The sequence below is a fragment of the Streptomyces sp. NPDC053432 genome (assembly GCF_055585365.1).
On sequence record NZ_JBVJKF010000015.1, the window covers coordinates 60957 to 82897 of the forward strand.

Consider the following 21941-nt stretch of genomic DNA (forward strand, 5'->3'; position numbering starts at 1 on the left):
GCGCGCGTGAACCCGTACGTCCCCCACCCGACCCGTACCGGATCGGGCGTGCGGACAGGGGGCCGGTTCGCGTACGGTTGACGGTCGCCCATGCACGTCAGAAGGGGGCCTTGGTGGCCGCGCAGAATGCCGCTGTCGACAACACGGCGGATTCCGTCCGCGATCGGGAGATCGCGGTCGAGCAGACGCATCTCGACCGGGTGTACCGGCGCCTCGAGGAGAAGATCCACGAGGCCGAGTTCCTCATGAACGACGCCGCCAAGCGCGGCCAGGTCGGCACCCCCGGGTCCCTGGCCGAGCGGGACGCGCAGGTCTTCCGGGCCGGTATCCACCTGAACCGGCTGAACAACGAGTTCGAGGACTTCCTCTTCGGCCGGATCGACCTGGTGCTCGGCAAGGACGGGGAGCGCGGCCCGGACGGCGCGTACACCTCCATCGAGCCCGCCGACGACGCGATCCGCGAGGACCTGACCGCCGAGATCGCCGAGACCCTGCACATCGGCCGGATCGGGGTCCTGGACTCCGACTACTCGCCGCTGGTCATCGACTGGCGGGCGCCGGCCGCCGCGCCGTTCTACCGGTCCACCCCGAAGGACCCGGGGCGCGTCGTGCGGCGGCGCGTGATCCGCTCCAAGGGGCGCAAGGTGCTGGGCGTCGAGGACGACCTGATGCGCCCGGAGATCACCGCCTTCCTCGGCGGCGAGGAGCTGCCCGCGATCGGCGACGGTGCGCTGATGGCCGCGCTCGGCCGGGCCCGTACGCACTCCATGCGGGACATCGTCTCCTCCATCCAGGCCGAGCAGGACCTGGTCATCCGCGCCCCCGCCGCCTCGGTCGCCGAGGTCGCGGGCGGCCCGGGCACCGGCAAGACGGCCGTCGCCCTGCACCGTGCCGCCTACCTCCTCTACCAGGACCGGCGTCGCTACTCCGGCGGCATCCTGATCGTCTCGCCGACCCCGCTGCTCGTCGCGTACACCGAGGGCGTCCTGCCCTCGCTCGGCGAGGAGGGCCAGGTCGCCATCCGGGCGCTCGGCTCGCTGGTCGACGGCGCGGAGGCGACCACGTACGACGACCCGTCCGTGGCCCGCATCAAGGGCTCCTCGCGCATGCTCAAGGTGCTGCGCAAGGCCGTGCGCGGAGCCCTCGAGATGGGCGACGCCCCCGAGCGGCTGCGCGTGGTGGCGTTCGGGCGGCGTCAGGAGCTGGAGGCCGACGAGCTGAACCGGATCCGGCAGAACGTCCTCGGCGGCAGCGCGCCCGTGAACCTGCTGCGCCCGCGCGCCCGCAAGCTGCTGCTCGACGCGCTGTACGCGAAGACGGGCGGCGCGAGCCGGCACAGCGACCCGGAGCTGGCCGCCGAGCTGAGGTCCGCCTTCGACGAGGACATCTCGACGGAGGACGTGTTCATCGACTTCCTGAACGCGTGGTGGCCGGAGCTGACCCCGCGCGCCGTCCTCGCCGCGATGGCCGACGAGCGGCGGCTCGGCCGCTGGTCGCGCCGGGACCTGAACCCGCGCGAGGTGCGCCAGCTGGCCCGCTCGCTGCGGCGCGTCGGCCCGGACGGCAAGGGCCCGCTGTCGGTGCACGACGTGGCGCTGCTCGACGAGCTCCAGCAGCTGCTGGGGGCGCCGGCCCGGCCCAGGCGGAAGCGGGAGATGGATCCGCTCGACCAGCTCAGCGGGCTGGAGGAGCTGATGCCGACCCGCGAGGAGACCCAGTGGGAGCGGGCCGAGCGGCTGGCGGCGGAGCGTACCGAGTACGCGCACGTCATCGTCGACGAGGCGCAGGACCTGACGCCGATGCAGTGGCGGATGGTGGGCCGCCGGGGCCGTACCGGCACCTGGACGGTGGTGGGCGACCCGGCGCAGTCCTCGTGGACCGACCCGGACGAGGCGGCGGCGGCGCGCGACGAGGCCCTGGGCAGGCGGCCGCGCCGGCGGTTCACGCTGACGGTCAACTACCGCAACCCGGCGGAGGTCGCCGAGGTCGCGGCCCGGGTGCTGCGGCTGGCGATGCCGGGGATGGAGCCGCCGTCGGCGGTGCGTTCCACGGGCCTGGAGCCCCGTTTCACGGCCGCGGACGGCGATCTGGGCGCCGTGGTCCGGGAGGAGACGCGGCGGCTGCTGCAGCAGGTGGACGGCACGGTGGGCGTGGTCGTGGCCATGGACCGGCGCGCGGAGGCCGCGGGCTGGCTCGCGGACCTCGGCGAGCGGGCGGTGGCGCTGGGCAGCCTGGAGGCCAAGGGCCTGGAGTACGACGCCACGGTGGTCGTCTCCCCGGCGGAGATCGCGGAGGAGTCCCCGGCGGGTCTGCGGGTGCTGTACGTGGCGCTGACGCGCGCGACGCAGCAGCTGACGGTGGTCTCGGCGGCGGACCGGGACGAGCCCGACGCGGACGGCGTACCGGCACTGCTACGGAGCGAGAGCCAGGGCCAAGACCGGGACCGGGGTCAGGGCCGGAGCCGGAGCCAGGGCCGGGGCCAGGGCCAGAGCAAGGGCCAGAGGCAGGGCGGGGGCGGCAACTAGGGGAGCCGGGCCCCGGAGCCGGGCCGGTCTGGGGCCCCGGTGCGCGGAGCGGTTCGTAGGGCCGTATGGGCCGCGGCCAGGAGCGTGGTGCTCTGAATCGACCTCCGCACCGGGGATGACATCGGGCGATCCTTTGTTAGCCTGGGTACGGCACCGACTCGATCCAAGCCCCCGGGCCCAACCTTCGTCGCTCAGAGCGACCACTTGCCGCGAGGCGAGCATGGCGGGTCGGTGTCATAGGCGTATGAAGCAACAGGTCCGCGCCCTCCACCAGTGGAGGGCGCGGACCTGTTTTGTATGGACCCCCCATTCCGAACCCCCTCTGTTATCTCGTATGGTGGAAGAGTCTTTCCGAAGTTTGTAGCTGGTTACCTTGTACCGGCTGGTAGGTGGGACGATCGGACAACAGGTCCTGCCGCACCTGTCATCGCCTGTCATCGTTCGGGCGGTGCCGCGCGGGACCCTGCGTGTACAGCGAACCAGGGACAGAAGAGGAAAATCGGCCATGGCAACGGCGCCCAGCGTCTCGTATTCGATGACGGTCCGCCTGGAAGTGCCCGCGAGCGGTACCGCGGTCTCCCAGCTCACCACCGCCGTGGAGTCCTCCGGTGGTTCCGTCACCGGTCTCGACGTGACCGCCTCCGGCCACGAGAAGCTCCGCATCGACGTCACCATCGCCGCCACCTCCACCGCGCACGCCGACGAGATCGTCGAGAAGCTGCGCGGGATCGAGGGCGTCAGCCTCGGCAAGGTCTCCGACCGAACCTTCCTGATGCACCTCGGCGGCAAGATCGAGATGTCGTCCAAGCACCCCATCCGCAACCGTGACGACCTCTCGATGATCTACACCCCGGGCGTGGCCCGCGTGTGCACGGCCATCGCCGAGAACCCCGAGGACGCGCGCCGCCTCACCATCAAGCGCAACTCCGTCGCAGTCGTGACGGACGGCTCCGCCGTGCTGGGCCTGGGCAACATCGGCCCGATGGCCGCCCTGCCCGTCATGGAGGGCAAGGCGGCCCTCTTCAAGCGCTTCGCCGGCATCGACGCCTGGCCGATCTGCCTCGACACGCAGGACGCCGACGAGATCGTCGCCATCGTCAAGGCCATCGCCCCCGGCTTCGCCGGCATCAACCTCGAGGACATCTCCGCGCCGCGCTGCTTCGAGATCGAGGCCCGGCTGCGCGAGGCCCTGGACATCCCCGTCTTCCACGACGACCAGCACGGCACCGCCATCGTGGTCCTCGCCGCCCTGACGAACGCACTTCGCGTGGTGGGCAAGGCAGTTGGCGACATCAAGGTCGTCATGTCCGGCGCCGGCGCGGCCGGTACGGCCATCCTCAAGCTGCTCCTCGCGGCGGGCGTCAAGAACGCCGTCAGCGCCGACATCCACGGTGTCGTGCACGCGGGCCGCCCCGACCTCGTGGACGCGGCCGCCGACTCCCCGCTGCGCTGGATCGCCGACAACACCAACCCCGAGGGCTACACGGGCACTCTGAAGGAGGCCGTGGTCGGCGCCGACGTGTTCATCGGCGTCTCGGCCCCGAACGTGCTCTCCGGCGAGGACGTCGCCGCGATGGCGGAGGGCGCGATCGTGTTCGCGCTCGCGAACCCGGACCCCGAGGTGGACCCGGCGGTCGCCCGCCAGACCGCCGCCGTCGTCGCCACCGGACGCTCGGACTTCCCGAACCAGATCAACAACGTGCTGGTCTTCCCGGGTGTCTTCCGCGGTCTGCTCGACGCCCAGTCCCGGACGGTCAACACCGAGATGATGCTGGCCGCCGCCACCGCCCTGGCCGACGTCGTCGGCCAGGACGAGCTGAACGCCAACTACATCATCCCGTCGGTCTTCAACGACAAGGTCGCGGGCGCGGTCGCCGGAGCCGTCCGCAAGGCCGCCACGAACGCCTGAGCCCGCCGGGCGGGCCGGGTTGCCCGCCGAAGGGCCGTGAGGGCGGTCTGTGACGGCCCTCACGGCCCGTCGCTCCCGGCGCGTCGCGAGATGCGGGCCAGGTGGGCCGCCTCTAGGGTTGCGGGGATGCCCGCGGGTTCCGCCGTCCGCCTCCGCTTCGTGCGCAGCGGTGTGGACGGAGCGTCACCGAGGCGTGACTGTGGCGCTTTTCGTGTGACCCCGGCGGGTGCCGGATTGGCTTTCCCGCCGCTGGTGGGGGCAGGATGCGTAACCGGGCGAGAGGGTCTGACGTTCAGACCCGGGTCCGGGGACTGTCCTAGGGCCCTGGCAGCATCGGCTTCGATCTCACGCCTCTAAGGCAAGTTGAACACGGGAGTACAACATGAACCGCAGTGAGCTGGTGGCCGCTCTGTCCGAGCGCGCCGAGGTGACCCGCAAGGACGCCGACGCCGTTCTGGCCGCGCTCGCCGAGACCGTCGGCGAGATTGTCGCCAAGGGCGACGAGAAGGTCACCATCCCCGGCTTCCTGACCTTCGAGCGCACCCACCGTGCCGCTCGCACCGCGCGCAACCCGCAGACCGGCGACCCCATCCAGATCCCGGCCGGCTACAGCGTGAAGGTCTCCGCGGGCTCCAAGCTCAAGGAAGCCGCCAAGGGCAAGTAGTACGCCCTTGTGCCGAGGTCCGCACAGGCCCTCGGGACGGCAGTGGTACGCAGAACGGCCCAGGGCGGCCGCCCCCGAGCGGGGCGGCCGCCCTTCGGCCTTCCAGGGCCCCTGGCGCGCCCCTCCACGGCCTCCACGCCCCCGCCCGCGTCCCGCCACGTCCCTTCACGCCCCACCACGCCGTGAGGCCCCGTCAGGGCCCGTGCCGGGCACGGAAAAGCCCCCCTGGCCCCTTGCGGGGCCCGGGGGGCTTTCGTCCGTACGGCCGGGCCGTACGGGTCAGACCAGGTCGCCGCCCGGGAGTTCGACCTTCGCGCCGAGCTCGACGAGCTTCTCCATGAAGTTCTCGTAGCCGCGGTTGATCAGGTCGATGCCGTGGACGCGCGAGGTGCCCTCGGCCGCCAGCGCCGCGATCAGGTACGAGAAGCCGCCGCGCAGGTCGGGGATGACGAGATCGGCGCCCTGCAGCTTGGTGGGGCCGGAGACGACCGCCGAGTGCAGGAAGTTGCGCTGGCCGAACCGGCAGGCGCTGCCGCCCAGGCACTCGCGGTACAGCTGGATGTGAGCACCCATCTGGTTGAGCGCCGAGGTGAAGCCGAGCCTGGACTCGTACACCGTCTCGTGGACGATCGAGAGGCCGGAGGCCTGCGTCAGGGCCACGACCAGGGGCTGCTGCCAGTCGGTCTGGAAGCCGGGGTGGACGTCGGTCTCCAGCGCGATGGCGTTGAGCGGGCCGCCCGGGTGCCAGAAGCGGATGCCGTCGTCGTCGATCTCGAAGGCGCCGCCGACCTTCCGGTACGTGTTCAGGAAGGTCATCATCGAGCGCTGCTGGGCGCCGCGCACGTAGATGTTGCCGCCGGTGGCCAGGGCCGCGGAAGCCCAGGAGGCGGCCTCCAGGCGGTCCGGGAGCGCCTTGTGGTTGTAGCCGCCGAGACGCTCGACGCCGGTGATCCGGATGGTCCGGTCGGTGTCCATGGAGATGATCGCGCCCATCTTCTGCAGTACGCAGATGAGGTCCTCGATCTCGGGCTCCACGGCGGCGTTGCTGAGCTCGGTGACGCCCTCGGCCAGCACGGCCGTCAGCAGCACCTGCTCGGTCGAGCCGACCGAGGGGTAGGGCAGGCGGATCTTGCAGCCGCGCAGCCGCTGCGGGGCCTCCAGGTACTGGCCGCCCTCGCGCTTCTCGATGGTCGCGCCGAACTGGCGGAGCACGTCGAAGTGGAAGTCGATCGGCCGGCCGCCGATGTCGCAGCCGCCCAGGCCGGGGATGAAGGCGTGGCCGAGGCGGTGCAGCAGCGGGCCGCAGAACAGGATCGGGATGCGCGACGAGCCCGCGTGGGCGTCGATGTCGGCGACGTTCGCGCTCTCGACGTGGGTCGGGTCGAGCACCAGCTCGCCCGGCTCGTCGCCGGGGCGGACCGTCACCCCGTGCAGCTGGAGCAGCCCGCGCACGACCCGGACGTCACGGATGTCGGGAACGTTGCGCAGCCGGCTGGGTTCACTGCCGAGCAGCGCGGCGACCATGGCCTTGGGCACGAGGTTCTTCGCACCGCGGACTCGGATCTCGCCCTCGAGCGGGGTGCCGCCGTGGACAAGCAGTACATCGTCACTGATGCCGGTCATGAATCTCGCGTTCCGGAGAGGGGGTGGGCGGGGGGCGAGTGACAAGGGTAAGGGCCACCACCCCCTTGTTCGTAAGGGTGACGTGGCCGTAGGACTGTCATTAATTCGGCACAACACCCTCCGTATCCACCACATGGCGGAGTGTTGCGTTCCGCCTGCGCCGTCCACGCGCCCTCCTGCCTGCTGCCGTGCGCCCTGAGCCGCGTGCGATTCGATCTCGCCGTCGGCTCCCCGCGGAAGGCGAATGTGCGGGATCATGTCGGCATGACCGAGGTGTCCTCCCTCACAGGGCGGCTGCTCGTGGCCACCCCCGCCCTCGCGGACCCGAACTTCGACCGCGCGGTGGTGCTGCTGCTCGACCACGACGAGCAGGGCTCGCTCGGCGTGGTCCTCAACCGGCCGACGCCCGTGGGCGTCGGCGACGTACTGCTGCCCTGGGCGCCGCTGGCAGGCGATCCCGGCGTGGTCTTCCAGGGCGGTCCCGTCGCGCTCGACTCCGCGCTCGGCGTGGCCGTCATCCCCGGTGAGGAGGGCCCGCTCGGCTGGCGCCGGGTGCACGGGGCCATAGGCCTGGTCGACCTGGAGGCGCCGCCGGAGCTGCTCGCCTCGGCGCTGGGTTCGCTGCGGATCTTCGCCGGCTACTCGGGCTGGGGCCCGGGCCAGCTGGAGGAGGAGGTGGGCGACGGCGCCTGGTACGTGGTGGAGTCGGAGCCCGGTGACGTGTCCTTCCCCGACCCCGAACGGCTCTGGCGGGCGGTGCTGCGCCGCCAGCGCAGCGACCTCGCGATGGTCGCCACCTATCCGGACGACCCGTCGCTCAACTGACCCGTGCGGGGATCGGTACCCTGGCTTTATGAGCACTCTTGAGCCCGAGCGCGGGACTGGTACGGGGACCCTCGTAGAACCGACGCCACAGGTGTCCCACGGCGACGGCGACCACGAGCGCTTCGCCCATTACGTCCAGAAGGACAAGATCATGGCGAGCGCGCTCGACGGCACCCCCGTCGTCGCGCTCTGCGGCAAGGTCTGGGTGCCGGGCCGGGACCCGAAGAAGTACCCGGTCTGCCCCATGTGCAAGGAGATCTACGAGTCCATGGGCCCCGGCGGGGACAAGGACAAGGGCGGCAAGGACAAGTAGTCCGGCCCCGAGCGGACCGGACGGGCAGGACCGGGGCCCCCGGGCCGCACCCAGGTGCGGCCGGGGGCCTTTGCCGTGCCCCGGGCGCGGGCTAGGGTCGGCCCGACGAGCACTCTGCGGAACGGCCGTTGCGCACAGTGCAACGAGCTGTCGCGAAGGGCTGCCGCGCATGGACCTGATCCCCGCACCACAGGTTGCCGTCTTCGACGAGGACGGGCGCCGTTACGCGTTCGGGCCCGAGCCCGTCCTCGACGCCGGACCCGGCACGCAGGGCGTGGCGCGGCTGCTGCGCCGGGAGCTGGGCGCGGCCACCGGCTGGAGCCTGCCGGCCGCGGGGCCAGGCGCGGTCGCGGACCTGAGGCTGCGCCTGGACCCGGAGTGCGAGCAGCGGCCGGGGCCGGAGGCGTACGGGATCACCGTCGATGCCGCGGGGGTCGAACTGACCGGCGCGAGCGCGGCGGGACTGTTCCGGGGCTACCAGACGCTGCGCCAGCTGCTGGGCCCCGACGTCTACCGCAAGGCGCCGCTGCCCGGGCGGGCGTGGACCCTGCCCCACGGACGGATCGCCGACCGCCCGCGGTTCGCGTGGCGCGGGCTGATGCTCGACGTGGCCCGGCACTTCACGCCCAAGGACGGCGTGCTGCGCTACATCGACCTGATCGCCGCGCACAAGCTCAACGTGCTGCACCTGCACCTGACGGACGACCAGGGCTGGCGGATCGAGATCAAGCGCCACCCGCGGCTGACCGGGGTCGGTGCGTGGCGGCCCCGCAGCCGGTGGGGGCACCGGGCCTCGCCGCTGTGGAACGAGACCCCGCACGGTGGCTTCTACACCCAGGACGACATCCGCGAGATCGTCGCGTACGCGGCGGAACGGCACGTACGGGTGGTTCCGGAGATCGACCTGCCGGGACATTCGCAGGCCGCGATCGCCGCGTACCCGGAGCTGGGCAACACCGACGTCGTGGACACCTCGGCGCTGGGGGTGTGGGACGACTGGGGGATCAACGAGAACGTGCTCGCGCCGACCGAGGCGGTGCTGCGCTTCTACGAGGGCGTCTTCGAGGAGGTGCTGGAGCTCTTCCCGGTGGAGGTCTCACCCTTCGTGCACGTGGGCGGGGACGAGTGCCCCAAGGCGCAGTGGAGGGCCTCGGCGGCCGCGCAGGAGCGGATCCGCGAGCTGGGGGTGGACGGGGAGGACGGGCTGCAGTCCTGGTTCGTCCGGCACTTCGACGGCTGGCTCGCGGAGCGCGGCCGGCGGCTGATCGGCTGGGACGAGATCCTGGAGGGCGGGCTGGCGGACGGCGCGGCCGTCTCCTCGTGGCGCGGCTACGCGGGCGGGATCGCCGCCGCCGAGGCCGGGCACGACGTGGTGATGTGCCCCGAGCAGCAGGTGTACCTGGACTACCGTCAGGCGGACGGCGCGGACGAGCCGATGCCGATCGGGTACGTCCGCACATTGCAGGACGTGTACCGGTTCGACCCGGTACCGCCGAAGATGTCGGAAGCGGCCGCGGCCCGGGTGCTGGGCGCGCAATCCAACCTGTGGACCGAGGTGACGGAGAACCAGAGCCGGGTCGACTACCAGGCGTTCCCGCGGCTCGCGGCCTTCGCGGAGGTCGTGTGGTCGTGGCAGCCCGCCCCGGAAGAGCGTGATTTCGCCGGGTTCGAGCACCGGATGGCGGCGGCGCACTACGCGCGGCTGGACGCGCTGGGCGTCGACTACCGGCCGCCGGGCGGGCCGTTGCCGTGGCAGCGGCGGCCGGGGGTGCTCGGGCGCCCCCTGGAGGGGGAACCCCCGATCGCGTGACGATCGTGTGACATCGGGCGGTGCGGAGGGCGGTGCGGCGGGCGGTGCGGCGGGCGGTGCGGAGGGCGGCGCGGCGGGCGGTGCGGCGGGTGCGCCACCGGTGCCGGAAATCGGAACTCTGTCTGGTTTTCCTCCTATACGGGGAAAAACGGGCCGCCGGAAAGGGGGCCCCGAGGCGGCCGGGAGGCGGCGCGCAGGTGCTCCGTGACGGCCCGGCCGCCCCCGGCCCCCGCCCCGGCCGACCCTCGCGCGGGGCGGCCCGGAAGATGTGCCAGAGTTGCCACGTCCCGGCGGTGAGCACGTACCGTACGGCGGACAGGCGTGAGCGCCAGGACCGGGACATCGGGAAGGGGCAGCTGGGTTGACCACGCACGCACCGCAAGCACCGCACGCGTCGGATGCGCCGCACGGCGCGCAGGGCCAGCATTCGGCGCAGGCCCCGCACGCGACGCCGTCCGTGACGCTGCCGACCTCGCTCGACGAGGCCGTGGCGGCGCTCACCGCCATGCCCGCCGCCGTGCCCGTCGCCGGCGGCACCGACCTCATGGCCGCCGTGAACGCCGGGCAACTGCGGCCCGCCGCGCTGGTCGGCCTGGGCCGGATCAACGAGATCCGCGGCTGGCAGTACCAGGACGGCCACGCCCTGCTCGGCGCCGGTCTGACCCACGCCCGCATGGGACGCCCCGACTTCGCGGCCCTGATCCCCGCCCTGGCCGCCGCCGCACGCGCCGCAGGACCGCCCCAGATCCGCAACGCGGGCACCCTCGGCGGCAACATCGCCACGGCCGCGCCCACCGGCGACGCCCTGCCCGTACTGGCCGCCCTGGAGGCGGTGCTCCTCGTCGCCGGACCGCTCGGGCAGCGGGAGATCCCGGTCTCGCACCTGTTGGCGGGCCGCGAGATGCTCCGGCCCGGTGAACTGATCGGCTTCGTACGGGTGCCGCTGCTGCACGCGCCGCAGGTGTTCCTCAAGGCCACGGGGCGTACGGGGCCCGGGCGCGCGGTGGCGTCCGTGGGACTCGTACTGGACCCGGCCCGCCGGGGCGTGCGGTGTGCGATCGGAGCGGTGGCCCCGATGCCGCTGCGTCCGCTGGAGGCCGAGCAGTGGGTGGCCTCGCTGATCGACTGGGACGGGGACCGGAGCCTGGCCCCCGAGGCGCTGGAGGCCTTCGGCGAGTACGTCGGGGCCGCCTGCGTGCCCGACCAGGGCGACCCGGTGGCTCCCGGCGTGCTGCACCTGCGGCGCACGGTGGCCGTGCTGGCACGGAGGGCCCTGGGGAGGGCGCTGACCTCATGAGCGGGAACGAGAACGAGAACGTGACCCAGGGCAACGCCGGGAACGACGCGAACGACACGAACGGCACGAACGGGAACGGCATGGCGGGTTGGGGCTGGGAGCCCGTCCCGCAGGGCGGCGAGTACGACTCGGACGTCACGGCCTTCGTGAAACTGCCGCAGGACATGCTGGACGCGCTCGGCACCGGGGAGCCGCTCGCGGCGCCCGGCCACGGCTACGTGCCGCCGCCGATGATCGTGCCGCTGGGCTCCGCGACCACGGACCCGTCCGCCACCGGCACCTGGACGATGCCAGTCCAGTGGCCCGAGGCGGGGGACTCCGGCGCGGCCGACCAGGGCTCGTCCGGGCCCACGCCCGCGCCTGTGGGCGGCCCGATCCCGGCGTCGGTCCCGATCCCGGCCGCGGTGGCGGCGGCCTTCGCCGAGGCCGAGCCGGAGCAGGCGCAGCAGCCGGTGCACGACCCCGGGGCGACGGCGGAGTGGCGGTTCCAGGACGAGGCCTCGACGGGGCAGTGGGCGGTGCCGGCGTACTCGGAGTACGCGGAGTACGGCGAGCACGGCGAGTACGGGGCGACGCCGGAGGCACCCGGACCGGCCGGGCTTCCGGTTGAGGAAGGCGACTTCCGGCCGTCGGCGGCGCCGGCGCCGAGCGCGCTGGACGCCGACTGGAGCCAGGCCCCGGCGACGCTGCCGGGCGGCGCCCCGGCGCCGTGGGCGTACCTGACGCAGGACACCGGCACCCTGCCGGGCACCGATGCGGCCGCGGCCGCATCGGCCGCCGCCGCGGCCGCCACCGCGGCGACCTCCGGCCGGCTGCTCGGCGGCCCCGGGGTGGGCACCGCGCCGCGCGGCCCGCGGGTACTGGGCGGCCCCGGCGTGGGCACCCCGCTCCCGGAGGACGTGCCGGCCCACCCGGCCCCGCACGACATCGACGCCGCCCACGGCCCGGCGCAGGACCGGGCCGAGGGGGCGCGGGCGTCGGAGCACGCCGAGTTCGCGGCGCACCCGGGATTCGCGGGCCCGGGCGGGCACGCGGACTTCGGCGGGCACGCGGGACGGACCGGCCACGTGGATCTCGCGGGGCACGCCGACTTCGGCGGGCACGCCGAGCAGGCGGCGAACGAGGGACCGGCCGAGCCCGCGGGGCACGCCGGGCAGGCGGTGCGGGCCGAGCAGGAGGTCCACGCGGAGTACGGGGACGCCGCGGAGTACGCGGACCCCGCGAAGCAGACGGGTCACACCGGTCACACGGGCCACACGGCTGACACGGGGTACACGGGTCACAGCGGTTACACGGACGAGGCCGGCCACACGGGTCACACAGGGCACGTCGACCACACAGGGCACGTCGACCACACAGGGCACGTCGACCACACTGGCCACGTCGACCACACCGGCCACCTCGGTCAGACCGGGCACGTCGGTCAGACCGGCCCCGCGGAAGGGGCCGTGCACACGGACCCGACCGTGTATGCCGAGCACGCCGACCGCACCGGGCACTCGGAAGACGCCGGGCACACGGAGCGCACCGGCCACGCGGAGTTCGTGCCGTCCGGGAGCACCGAGGGGCGGGGCTTCGACGCCTTCGGGAACGGGGCCGCTCCGGCCCCGGCGGGGTCCGGGCCGGTACCGGACGAAGCCCCGGCCGCCGACGCAGCAGCGACAGCCGAAGCCGAAGCCGCCGCCGACGCGGGCCCGCACGCGCCCGCGGACGGCCCCCGGTCCGACTCCGCCGACGCGGACGAAGCCGCCGGGCCGCACCCGGAGGACACCGCCGCCGCGCCCGCCCCGGATGCGGAAGCCGCCGACGGTGCCCTGTCACCCCCGGACGCCGACCCCACCGGAGGTGTACCGGCCGAGGGGCCGGCGTACGAAGAAGAGAACGAACACCCCCAGGCCTCCTACGTGCTGCGCGTGAACGGCGCCGACCGCCCCGTCACCGGGGCCTGGATCGGCGAGTCCCTGCTCTACGTGCTGCGCGAGCGCCTCGGCCTCGCCGGCGCCAAGGACGGCTGCTCGCAGGGCGAATGCGGGGCGTGTGCCGTGCAGGTCGACGGCCGGCTCGTCGCCTCCTGCCTGGTCCCGGCGGCGACGGCCGCCGGCAGCGAGGTCCGCACCGTCGAGGGTCTCGCGACGGACGGGGAACTTTCCGATGTGCAGCAGGCGTTGTGCAGGTCGGGTGCGGTGCAGTGCGGGTTCTGCGTGCCCGGCATGGCGATGACCATCCACGACCTGCTGGAGGGCAACCACGCCCCCAGCGAACTGGAGACCCGCCAGGCGCTCTGCGGCAACCTCTGCCGCTGCTCCGGCTACTCGGGAGTCGTCGACGCCGTGCGCGACGTCGTGGCCGAGCGCGCGGCAGCCGCGGCGGCCACGGCGAGCGGCGAGTCCGCAGCTTCGCCGGAGCCGCGCATTCCGCACCAGGCAGCGCCCGGCGAGGGCGGCATCCACCACGGAGGCACGGCGTGAGCGGGCAGGACGCGGCGACGGCGACGACGACGAACATGATGGTGACCGCCCTGGCGGCGCCCACCGACCCCGCCGACCAGCAGGTCCCCCGCGGAATCGGCGCCTCCGTCCCCGCGGCCGACACCCGGGCCAAGACCGAGGGCACCTTCCCCTACGCCGCCGACCTGTGGGCCGAGGGCCTCCTGTGGGCCGCCGTGCTGCGCTCCCCGCACGCCCACGCCCGGATCCTCTCCATCGACACCACGGCCGCCGCCGCCATGCCCGGCGTCCGCGCCGTCGTCACCCACGCCGACGTCCCCGGCGCCACCACGCACGGCCGCCGGATCGCGGACCGGCCGGTGTTCGCGCACGACGTCGTACGCCACCACGGCGAGCCCATCGCCGCGGTCGCCGCCGACCACCCCGACACCGCGCGCCTCGCCGCGGCCGCCATCGCCGTCGAGTACGAGCTCCTCGACGCGGTCACCGACCCCGAGCAGTCCTTCGGCGCCGCCCCGCTGCACCCCGACGGCAACCTCATCCGGCACATCCCGCTCCGCTACGGCGACCCGGAGGTCACCGGCGAGGTCGTCGTCGAGGGCCTCTACCGGATCGGCCGCCAGGACCCCGCGCCCATCGGCGCCGAGGCCGGGCTGGCCGTACCGCGCCCCGACGGCGGCGTGGAGCTGTACACCGCCTCCACCGACCCGCACATCGACCGCGACCTGGCCGCTGCCTGCTTCGGGCTGGACCCGGACCGCGTACGCGTCGTCGTCACCGGCGTGCCCGGCGCGACGGCCGACCGCGAGGACGCCGCCTTCCAGCTCCCGCTCGGCCTGCTCGCGCTGCGCACGGGCTGCCCGGTCAAGCTGGCCGCGACCCGTGAGGAGTCCTTCCTCGGCCACACCCACCGCCACCCGACCCTGCTGCGCTACCGCCACCACGCGGACGCGGAGGGGCGGCTGGTCAAGGTCGAGGCGCAGATCCTGATGGACGGCGGCGCGTACGCCGACTCGTCCTCCGAATCCCTGGCCGCGGCGGTGGCGTTCGCCTGCGGCCCGTACGTCGTCCCGCACGCCTTCGTCGAAGGCTGGGCGGTCCGCACCAACAACCCCCCCTCCGGCCACGTCCGCGGCGAAGGCGCCATGCAGGTCTGCGCGGCGTACGAAGGCCAGATGGACAAGCTGGCGGCGGCCCTCGGCATCGACGGCGCGGAACTGCGCATGCGCAACGTCCTGGCGACGGGCGACCTGCTGCCCACCGGCCAGACGGTGACCTGCCCGGCCCCGGTCGCCGAACTGCTCCGCGCGGTCCGTGACTTCGAGCTCCCCGCCCTCCCGAAGGACACCCCGGAGGACGAGTGGCTGCTGCCGGGCGGCCCGGAGGGCGCGGGCGAGCCGGGCGCGGTCCGGCGGGGCGTCGGCTACGGCGTGGGCATGGTGCACATGCTCGGCGCCGAGGGCACCGACGAGGTCTCGACCGCCACCGTCAAGGTGGTCAACGGCGCGGCGACCGTCATCTGCGCGGCCGTCGACACCGGCCAGGGCTTCGCGACCCTCGCCCGTCAGATCGTCCAGGAGGTCCTGGGCGTCGACGAGGTGACGACGGCCCCGGTCGACACGGACCAGCCGCCGGCGGGCCCGGCGGCGCACGGCCGCCACACGTGGGTGTCGGGCGGCGCCGTCGAACGCGCCGCGAAGATGGTCCGCACGCAGCTCCTCCAGCCGATGGCGCACAAACTCGGCATGTCCACGGAACTGCTCCAAATCGCGGATGGCCGGATCACGTCGTACGACGGTGCCTTCTCGATGACGGTCGCGGAGGCCATAGAAGGCAAGGAGCTCTGGGCGACGGCCCAGTGCCGCCCGCACCCCACGGAGCCCCTGGACGCCGACGGCCAGGGCGACGCCTTCGTAGGCCTCGCGTTCTGCGCGATCCGCGCGGTGGTGGACGTGGACATCGAACTCGGCTCGGTGCGCGTGGTCGAACTCGCCGTGGCCCAGGACGTGGGCCGCGTCCTCAACCCCCGCCAGCTGGAAGCCCGTATCGAAGCGGGAGTCACGCAGGGCGTGGGCGCGGCCCTGACGGAAAACCTCCGCACGGTCGCGGGCCTGGTCCGCCACCCCGACCTGACGGGCTACGCCCTGCCGACCGCGCTGGACGCGCCGGTGGTCCGCATCGTCAAACTGGTCGAGGAGCGGGACGTGGTGGCCCCGTTCGGCGCGAAGGCGGCGAGCGCGGTCCCTGTGGTGACGGCCCCGGCGGCGGTAGCCTCGGCAGTACGCGCGGCCACGGGCCGCCCGGTGAACAGGCTCCCGATCCGGCCATCGGCGGCGGTCGCGGCGCCCAACTCGTGACCGTGTGACCCACATTGCACGTGCAACCCGGAGTTGGGGCTGTCGGTGCCGGTGGATAGAGTGATCGGTCAGAGTGTGTACGGGCGCGTCTGAATTGCGTGCGAACACGCGCGAACGGGGACGGGGAGCGGCGCTGACGAGTGCCGTGACCACGGGGAGACGGGGAGTCGGGGAGGCCGACGTGTTGCAGATTGAACCGGGGATGCTCGGGGCGGGGTATGCGAGGGCGCTCTCCGTCGAGTACGACTCGCTGAGCGAGTACAAGAAGATGGTCGACACGCTGCTGGACGACCTGACCGGCGGAAACGCGGACCACAAGAAGCTCGCGGACAGCACCCTCCCGGCTGCCAAGCTCGGCAAGGACTTCAAGGAGGTCGGCGACCTCTTCAAGGCGTACGACACCGTCATCACGGAGCTGCAGAAGCTGTCGAAGGGGCTGGCGGATCAGATCGAGGCCCTGGGCATCGCGGTCCTGTCGGCGGGCAAGGGCTACAGCGGCGTCGATGAGGAAACGAAGCGGCGCATGGCGGCCATCGCCAGGCAGGCGGAGAAGGAGTACGTGCCGGAGCGCGACCCGTGGCTTGAGGAACAGCGCAGGCTGAAGGCGGCCAACCAGCCGCCGAGTACCCCTTCGGTTGACACGTCAGGCGGCACTATCTGATGGCAACGAATTTTGACGGCACCCCGCACCAGCAGCTGCAGGCGATGATCGCTTCGATCGACCCGAAGGCGGTGCAGGCACGGGCGGACCAGCTGAAGAAGGCCTCCGAGGACATTGCCAAGATCGCGGAGAAGCTGAAGAACCACGTCGTGACCGGCTGGGAGGGCGAAGGAGCCACCAAGTTCCAGGAGTGGGTCGGCCGCGCGGGCAACGCGACGCTGCGTCTGAGCGAGTACAGCGCGACGGGTGCGACGTACATGGGCACGGCCGCCCAGAAGATGGCCGAGGCCCAGGCCATGCCGAAGTACGACTCGGCCGCGGCTGAGGAAATCGCGCTGCTCCGCAAGTTCCACAACGACCCGGACGCGCCGAAGCCCGACCCGGCCGTGGTGAAGCGGCTGGACGCCGACCATCGCGACGCGGTCCGGCTGATGAACAACCTGGCGCAGTCGTACGAGGAATCGGCGAAGAGGATGAGCGCGGCGGAGATTCCTACGTTTCCGCCGCCGCCGAAGGACTTCGTCCCTGACATGCGTAGTGGTGTGGACGAGATGGCTCGCCCTGGCGGCGAAACTGGATCCGGGAGCTACGGACGAAGCTCTTCGTATGCACCCGGTGACAGCGGCTCTTCGAACGGCTCCGGTTTGATCCCCGGATACCAGCCGCAGCCGGACAGCACCGTGCCCCGGACGGCGGGGCCGTCCCCCCTGCCAGGGCGCTTGGACCAAGAAGTAAACGTGGGCCTCGACACGGTCGGCACGCTTCCTCCGAACCCGACCCTGCCGCCGGTGACGTCCGGACCCAGTACACCGCCGCCTACAGGGCCTGGTGGGGCACCTCCTGTCGCTGTCCCGCCTGTTTCTCTCCCGCAGCTTGGTGGGCCGAAGTCGGTTCCTGGAGTCGGCCCTGGTGTCTTCGGGCCCAAGACCCCGCTTCCGGGTACGAGTGGCCCACTCGGCAAGGCCGGCGGTCTCCCAGGCTTGCCTCCCCGTGACACGGGCATCATGGGCGGTCGTCAGGTAACCACCAACAGCCCGAACGCACGCATCCCACGTGGCACGGTCATCGGCGAAGGCCCACAGGCGGGCCGCGGATTGGGCGGCGGATTCGGTCATGCCCCCGGTGGCTCCCACGGGACGGGAGGGTCCCCGGCAGGCCGTCGCCTGGCCACGGAACCCGGCGGTGTCGTGGGCGGGCGTCAGCCCGCTGGCGGCCGTCCGACCACAGGCGGTCAGCCGTTCACGCAGGGCGGCTCGGGTCTCGTACGCAACGGTTCCGGTGGAGTCGGCGCGGGTGCCCTGGGCCAGGCGGGAGCGGGTGCCCGCACTCCGGGCAATCGACGTGAGGACCAGGGGGGCGACCGCCCCGATTATCTGGCCGAGGACGAAGAGACCTGGCAGGGCAACCGTCGCGTTGTCCCACCGGTGATCGACTGAGCAGAACGGACATGGCACGGGATGCACATGCGTAAGGCGACCGCGGCTCTTGTGGGTCTCCTGCTGGCCGGGGTCGCCGCGACCCCGGCCCATGCAGAGACCATTCGCTCGCAGCAATGGCATCTCGACGCCATGAAGGCTGACGAAATCTGGAAGACCAGCACGGGCAAGGGCGTCACAGTCGCTGTGATTGACACTGGTGTCAATCGCATCCCGGAGTTGGAAGGGCAAGTCCTACCTGGTGCGGTGTTCCCAGTCGGTGATGCGCCGGGCGACAGGGACAATGACTACGACGGTCACGGTACGAGCATCTCGGCGGTGATCGCAGCCACCGGGAAGCACCCAAGCGGCGACGGAAGTTACGGCCTTGCCCCCGGTGCCAAGATTCTGCCGATCCGCGTGCCTGATGTGCTGGACGGAGCCAAGACTCCTTCGAAGGTGGCGGCTATTCGATATGCGGCAGACTCGGATGCCAAGATCATCAATTTGTCCAATGGCACTAGTGGGACACCCGAGGATGATCGAGAGCGAGCCGAGGCGGTCAAGTACGCCCTTTCTAAGGGAAAGTTGATCTTCGCCGCTGTCGGCAATAGCGGAGATTCGACCAACGAAGTCGAGTACCCGGCCGGGACGCCCGGAGTGGTGGGCGTAGCCGCAGTGGATGCCAAGGGCGAGGCCACGAAGGAGTCGCAGCACGGTCCGCAGGTGGACCTGGCGGCCCCCGGCATCGACATCGTCACGGCTTGCAAGAGCAAGACGGGACTGTGCAAGACCCACGGCACCAGCGACGCGTCAGCCCTCGCCTCCGCCTCCGCCGCCCTCATCTGGTCCGCCCATCCCGACTGGACCAACAACCAGGTCCTCCGGGTCCTCCTGAACACGGCCGGCAAGCCCACCTCCGGCGCCCAGCGCAACGACTACATCGGCTACGGCGTTGTCCGGCCCCGCATCGCCATCGCCACCCCCGGCGACCCCGGCCCGGCCGACGTCTACCCGCTGCCCGACCTGGCGGCGGCGACTGCCCCCGGAAGCAAGACCCCGCCCGGCTCCCCGGACGCCAAGGCCCCCGACACCGCCTCACCCGCACCGGCGCCCCAGGCCGACGCGAAGAAGGACGGCAGCCTCCTGCCCTGGATCGGCCTCGGCCTCGGCGCCTGCGTGCTGATCGGCGGCGCCGTCACCGCGGTCGTCGTACGCCGTAACCGCTGACCCCCATGCCCTGAGACCCGCCCCACAGGAGTTCATGCGATGTCGTTCGACGAGGAATGGGCGTCGGCGCGTGCCACGGCCGCAGCCAATGTCTCCATGCGGCTCAACCACGTACCGATGGACCCCGGCGGTAGCGGCGGTGGCGGGGACCTGGAACTGAATCAGGACCACATCGGCGCGATCGGTTCCGAGGCGTTCAAGCTGCACTCCCGGCTCCAGACGGACGGAAAGCACGCCGCCACCGCAACCACGGAGGCGGCGGGTGCGCTCACCAAGGAGAGCTTCGCGAGCGGGGCGGCGCTGCTCAAGGTCAACACCACCTGGGAGGCGCAGGTGAAGACCCTGGTCGCCGCCTGCGCGAACATCTCCAACGGCCTCAACTACTCGCTCAAGTCCCACGCCCAGGACGAACAGCAGCTCCAGGCCGACTTCACCGCATCCGCGATCGACAAATACCTCAAGTAGGCGGAGTCCGCATGCTGACGTACGAGAACGTGTTGAACGCGCCCGTCGACAAGCTGCAGACGGCGGTCACCGACTGGAAGGCCATGGTCGGCAAGCTGGACGAACTGGCCGAGGCCGCTCGCAACGGCATGAAGGCGAAGGCCGACAAGGCGGAGTGGAGCGGGGTCACGGCCGGGGTCGGGCGGTCCTTCGTCGACAAGACGGCCAAGGAGTTCGAGGACGCCGCCAAGGAGGCCAAGGGCATCCACGCAGCCCTGACCGAGGGCCTCGCCACCTTCAAGCAGTCCAGGGAACAGCTGAAGAAGATCGCCACGGAGGAAGCCCCGGCAGCCGGATTCCAGGTCGATGCCACCGGCCGGGTCACGGCCATCCCGCCGGCCACCGAGGGCGAGCGCAACGCGGCCCGGCACGATCCCGACTACCAGCGGTCCCTGAGCGAGAACCGCGGCCTGTGGCAGCAGAAGATCGACGCCATCATCGAGAACTGCGACGACGTCGACCGGTCGCTGGCCCGCATGCTCGGTGCCAACGTCACCGACGGGCACGACTTCAGCGGTCCGAAGTACGCCACCCTCGACGCGGAACAGGCCGGCCGAGCCGCTGATCTCGCGAAGAAGGGCCGGGAGATCAGCCACGACGAGCTGGTGGAGCTCAACGAGCTATTGGCGGACAACGCCAAGGTGCCGGAGTTCTCGAAGAACTTCTACGAGACCCTCGGCCCCAAGGGCGTGCTCCAGTTCTTCGGCTACCTGTCCACCGACACCTACGACTACTCCGAGCTCGACGAACAGCGACTCAAGGACGTCCAGGAGCTCCAGAAGAACCTGGGCCTCAACCTGGCCACCGCCACCAACTCCAAGAACGAGCCGCACCTGCCGGACAGCTACGCGCAGGAGCTGCGCAAGCTGGGCACGCAGCACATCCCGCTCGCGAAGTACGACCAGAACCCGCCGTACGGCTACCAGTTGCTCGGCGGCATCATGCGCTACGGCAATTACGACCCCAAGTTCCTGGTCCCCATCGCCGAACACGCCACGCAGGTCCATGCGAAGGACCCGGACTTCTTCAATTCGACGCGGCACATCAACGGGTACGGCAGGAACCTGTTCAACCCGTCCGGGGTCAACGGCGCCGGCTATGACCCGGTGGTCAGCTTCCTGGAGGCGATGGGGCACAGCCCGGAGGCGGCGACCCAGTTCTTCGACCCGGAACGCAAGCCGCAGGCGTACAGCGAGGATGGAACCGCCAAGGGTGGCGAGCCCAACCTGGGCAAGGACGCCAAGGGCAAGCCGGTCACCAACTACCTCGACTTCTTCGGCAATGAGAAGTACGACTACACCATCGACATGGAGGGTGTGAACTTCGATGACTTGAAGAAGGTCGAGAAGTACATGCCTGACGCCCTGGGCCACGCCTTGGAGGCGGCGACGCTCGGCCACGCGTGGGACGACCCCAAGCCGGAGCTCAACCGGACCGAGGCCGGGGCGCGGGTGATGGAGGCAGCCGCCGCAAAGTACGGAGGCGACGCCGCCTTGCTCAAGCACCAGGAGGTGCTCGCGGACAGCCTGGGGAACATGACCGCCGGGTACATCGACGACGTCAACCGTGCACTGAGCGCGGACCCGGACCACAGCGTCTTCGGCCCGCGCGACGGTGACAAGCAGGCGCACGTGGACTTCGGCCGCGAAGGCGCCCGTGATTTGATCGCCGCCCTCGGGCAGCACCCTGACGCTTACGCGACCGTGTCCACCGCGGAACGCATCTACGCCTCGAGCGTCCTCGAGAGTGAAGGCGAACACAACGGCGCGATCGACGAGGGGCGGGCCCGGGCGACGATCCGTACCACCGCCGAGGTGCAGGGCATCCTCGACGAGTCCAGGGCAGGACAGGTCCAGGCGGTCGGCGAGAAGGTGCACGAAAAGTACGAGAAGGCGCACGAACAGCGTTCTTCCTGGATCGAATTCGGGACGACGGCGGCCGTCGCCGCCGGTGTCGCCTTCCTGCCCGCCACCGCGGCCGCTGCCGGAGCCGCGGCGATCCTGGTGCCTCTGGCTGTCGACGTCGGCAGCGGTGCCGTGGAACAGGCCGCTTCGCAAGTCATCGGAGAGTGGTCCGACGAGGCGGTCGAGAAGCACAAGGACAAGATCGACGGCGAGACGCACGACAGCAACAAGGCCATGTTCCAGGCGGGCGAGCACAGTGCAGAGGCGCCGATGCAGAAGTTCATGGCGCGCCACAACATCGATCCGAACAGTGATTTCGGCAACGACTTCACCGAGTCGATGCGCCTCGGATATCAAACCGGCAACTCCATCGCCCGTCAGCAGGGGCACGAGGGGCAGACGGAGGGCGTCAAGTGAAGGGGGCTCCGATTCCGCGTCAACTGGCGGGCCAGGCAGT

At 71.8% G+C, this 21941-nt stretch carries 15 protein-coding genes; 14 read left to right on the forward strand and 1 reads right to left on the reverse strand.

Annotated elements, in window-relative coordinates:
- Window positions 1–113 precede the first annotated feature (113 nt).
- The 3 genes from ACZ6Y1_RS23940 to ACZ6Y1_RS23950 all read left to right on the forward strand — a co-directional run bounded on the left by ACZ6Y1_RS23940 (window position 114) and on the right by ACZ6Y1_RS23950 (window position 5098).
- On the forward strand, window positions 114–2525 hold the full coding sequence (locus ACZ6Y1_RS23940; RefSeq protein ID WP_469633276.1) for a HelD family protein: 2412 nt from the start codon (window positions 114–116) through the stop codon (window positions 2523–2525).
- A gap of 505 nt (window positions 2526–3030) precedes the next feature.
- Window positions 3031–4434 (forward strand): NAD-dependent malic enzyme, encoded by a 1404-nt coding sequence (locus ACZ6Y1_RS23945; protein WP_469633279.1) that lies wholly within the window; start codon window positions 3031–3033, stop codon window positions 4432–4434.
- A gap of 382 nt (window positions 4435–4816) precedes the next feature.
- Window positions 4817–5098: an HU family DNA-binding protein gene (locus tag ACZ6Y1_RS23950; RefSeq protein WP_007264399.1), complete on the forward strand. Its 282-nt coding sequence runs from the start codon at window positions 4817–4819 to the stop codon at window positions 5096–5098.
- Between the two features lie 279 nt (window positions 5099–5377).
- On the opposite strand, the gene murA is transcribed toward ACZ6Y1_RS23950, so the two are convergent.
- Window positions 5378–6721, reverse strand: a complete 1344-nt coding sequence (gene murA / locus ACZ6Y1_RS23955; protein ID WP_469633283.1) for a UDP-N-acetylglucosamine 1-carboxyvinyltransferase — start codon at window positions 6719–6721, stop codon at window positions 5378–5380.
- Between the two features lie 264 nt (window positions 6722–6985).
- On the opposite strand from murA, the gene ACZ6Y1_RS23960 reads away from it, so the two are divergent.
- The 11 genes from ACZ6Y1_RS23960 to ACZ6Y1_RS24010 all read left to right on the forward strand — a co-directional run bounded on the left by ACZ6Y1_RS23960 (window position 6986) and on the right by ACZ6Y1_RS24010 (window position 21901).
- Window positions 6986–7546, forward strand: a complete 561-nt coding sequence (locus ACZ6Y1_RS23960) for a YqgE/AlgH family protein (RefSeq protein ID WP_469633286.1) — start codon at window positions 6986–6988, stop codon at window positions 7544–7546.
- Window positions 7547–7574: 28 nt separating this feature from the next.
- Window positions 7575–7859 (forward strand): DUF3039 domain-containing protein, encoded by a 285-nt coding sequence (locus ACZ6Y1_RS23965; RefSeq protein WP_030010729.1) that lies wholly within the window; start codon window positions 7575–7577, stop codon window positions 7857–7859.
- Between the two features lie 169 nt (window positions 7860–8028).
- Entirely contained in the window at window positions 8029–9669 is a 1641-nt protein-coding gene (locus ACZ6Y1_RS23970) for a beta-N-acetylhexosaminidase (protein WP_469633290.1), read from the forward strand.
- A 457-nt stretch (window positions 9670–10126) separates the two neighbouring features.
- Entirely contained in the window at window positions 10127–10966 is an 840-nt protein-coding gene (locus ACZ6Y1_RS23975) for an FAD binding domain-containing protein (protein WP_469633564.1), read from the forward strand.
- Window positions 10963–13434: a (2Fe-2S)-binding protein gene (locus ACZ6Y1_RS23980; RefSeq protein ID WP_469633293.1), complete on the forward strand. Its 2472-nt coding sequence runs from the start codon at window positions 10963–10965 to the stop codon at window positions 13432–13434. The genes ACZ6Y1_RS23975 and ACZ6Y1_RS23980 overlap by 4 nt, the downstream gene beginning before the upstream one ends.
- A gap of 38 nt (window positions 13435–13472) precedes the next feature.
- On the forward strand, window positions 13473–15770 hold the full coding sequence (locus ACZ6Y1_RS23985) for a xanthine dehydrogenase family protein molybdopterin-binding subunit (RefSeq protein ID WP_469633567.1): 2298 nt from the start codon (window positions 13473–13475) through the stop codon (window positions 15768–15770).
- A gap of 181 nt (window positions 15771–15951) precedes the next feature.
- Window positions 15952–16431 (forward strand): hypothetical protein, encoded by a 480-nt coding sequence (locus ACZ6Y1_RS23990; RefSeq protein WP_469633296.1) that lies wholly within the window; start codon window positions 15952–15954, stop codon window positions 16429–16431.
- Window positions 16431–17867: a WXG100 family type VII secretion target gene (locus ACZ6Y1_RS23995; RefSeq protein ID WP_469633300.1), complete on the forward strand. Its 1437-nt coding sequence runs from the start codon at window positions 16431–16433 to the stop codon at window positions 17865–17867. Before ACZ6Y1_RS23990 ends, ACZ6Y1_RS23995 begins: the two co-directional genes overlap by 1 nt.
- Before the next feature lie 27 nt (window positions 17868–17894).
- Entirely contained in the window at window positions 17895–19076 is a 1182-nt protein-coding gene (mycP, locus tag ACZ6Y1_RS24000; RefSeq protein ID WP_469633303.1) for a type VII secretion-associated serine protease mycosin, read from the forward strand.
- A 39-nt stretch (window positions 19077–19115) separates the two neighbouring features.
- Window positions 19116–19541, forward strand: a complete 426-nt coding sequence (locus ACZ6Y1_RS24005) for a hypothetical protein (RefSeq protein WP_469633306.1) — start codon at window positions 19116–19118, stop codon at window positions 19539–19541.
- An 11-nt stretch (window positions 19542–19552) separates the two neighbouring features.
- The gene (locus tag ACZ6Y1_RS24010; protein ID WP_469633309.1) at window positions 19553–21901 is read left to right on the forward strand and encodes a hypothetical protein; all 2349 of its coding nucleotides are present in this window, start codon (window positions 19553–19555) and stop codon (window positions 21899–21901) included.
- Window positions 21902–21941: the final 40 nt, after the last annotated feature.

Coding starts and splice junctions, on each gene's coding strand:
- ACZ6Y1_RS23945 (WP_469633279.1), top strand. CDS start 3,031: ATGGCAACGGCGCCCAGCGTCTCGTATTCGATGACGGTCCGCCTGGAA.
- ACZ6Y1_RS23950 (WP_007264399.1), top strand. CDS start 4,817: ATGAACCGCAGTGAGCTGGTGGCCGCTCTGTCCGAGCGCGCCGAGGTG.
- murA (WP_469633283.1), bottom strand. CDS start 6,721: ATGACCGGCATCAGTGACGATGTACTGCTTGTCCACGGCGGCACCCCG.
- ACZ6Y1_RS23960 (WP_469633286.1), top strand. CDS start 6,986: ATGACCGAGGTGTCCTCCCTCACAGGGCGGCTGCTCGTGGCCACCCCC.
- ACZ6Y1_RS23965 (WP_030010729.1), top strand. CDS start 7,575: ATGAGCACTCTTGAGCCCGAGCGCGGGACTGGTACGGGGACCCTCGTA.
- ACZ6Y1_RS23970 (WP_469633290.1), top strand. CDS start 8,029: ATGGACCTGATCCCCGCACCACAGGTTGCCGTCTTCGACGAGGACGGG.
- ACZ6Y1_RS23980 (WP_469633293.1), top strand. CDS start 10,963: ATGAGCGGGAACGAGAACGAGAACGTGACCCAGGGCAACGCCGGGAAC.
- ACZ6Y1_RS23985 (WP_469633567.1), top strand. CDS start 13,473: ATGGTGACCGCCCTGGCGGCGCCCACCGACCCCGCCGACCAGCAGGTC.
- ACZ6Y1_RS23995 (WP_469633300.1), top strand. CDS start 16,431: ATGGCAACGAATTTTGACGGCACCCCGCACCAGCAGCTGCAGGCGATG.
- mycP (WP_469633303.1), top strand. CDS start 17,895: ATGCGTAAGGCGACCGCGGCTCTTGTGGGTCTCCTGCTGGCCGGGGTC.
- ACZ6Y1_RS24005 (WP_469633306.1), top strand. CDS start 19,116: ATGTCGTTCGACGAGGAATGGGCGTCGGCGCGTGCCACGGCCGCAGCC.
- ACZ6Y1_RS24010 (WP_469633309.1), top strand. CDS start 19,553: ATGCTGACGTACGAGAACGTGTTGAACGCGCCCGTCGACAAGCTGCAG.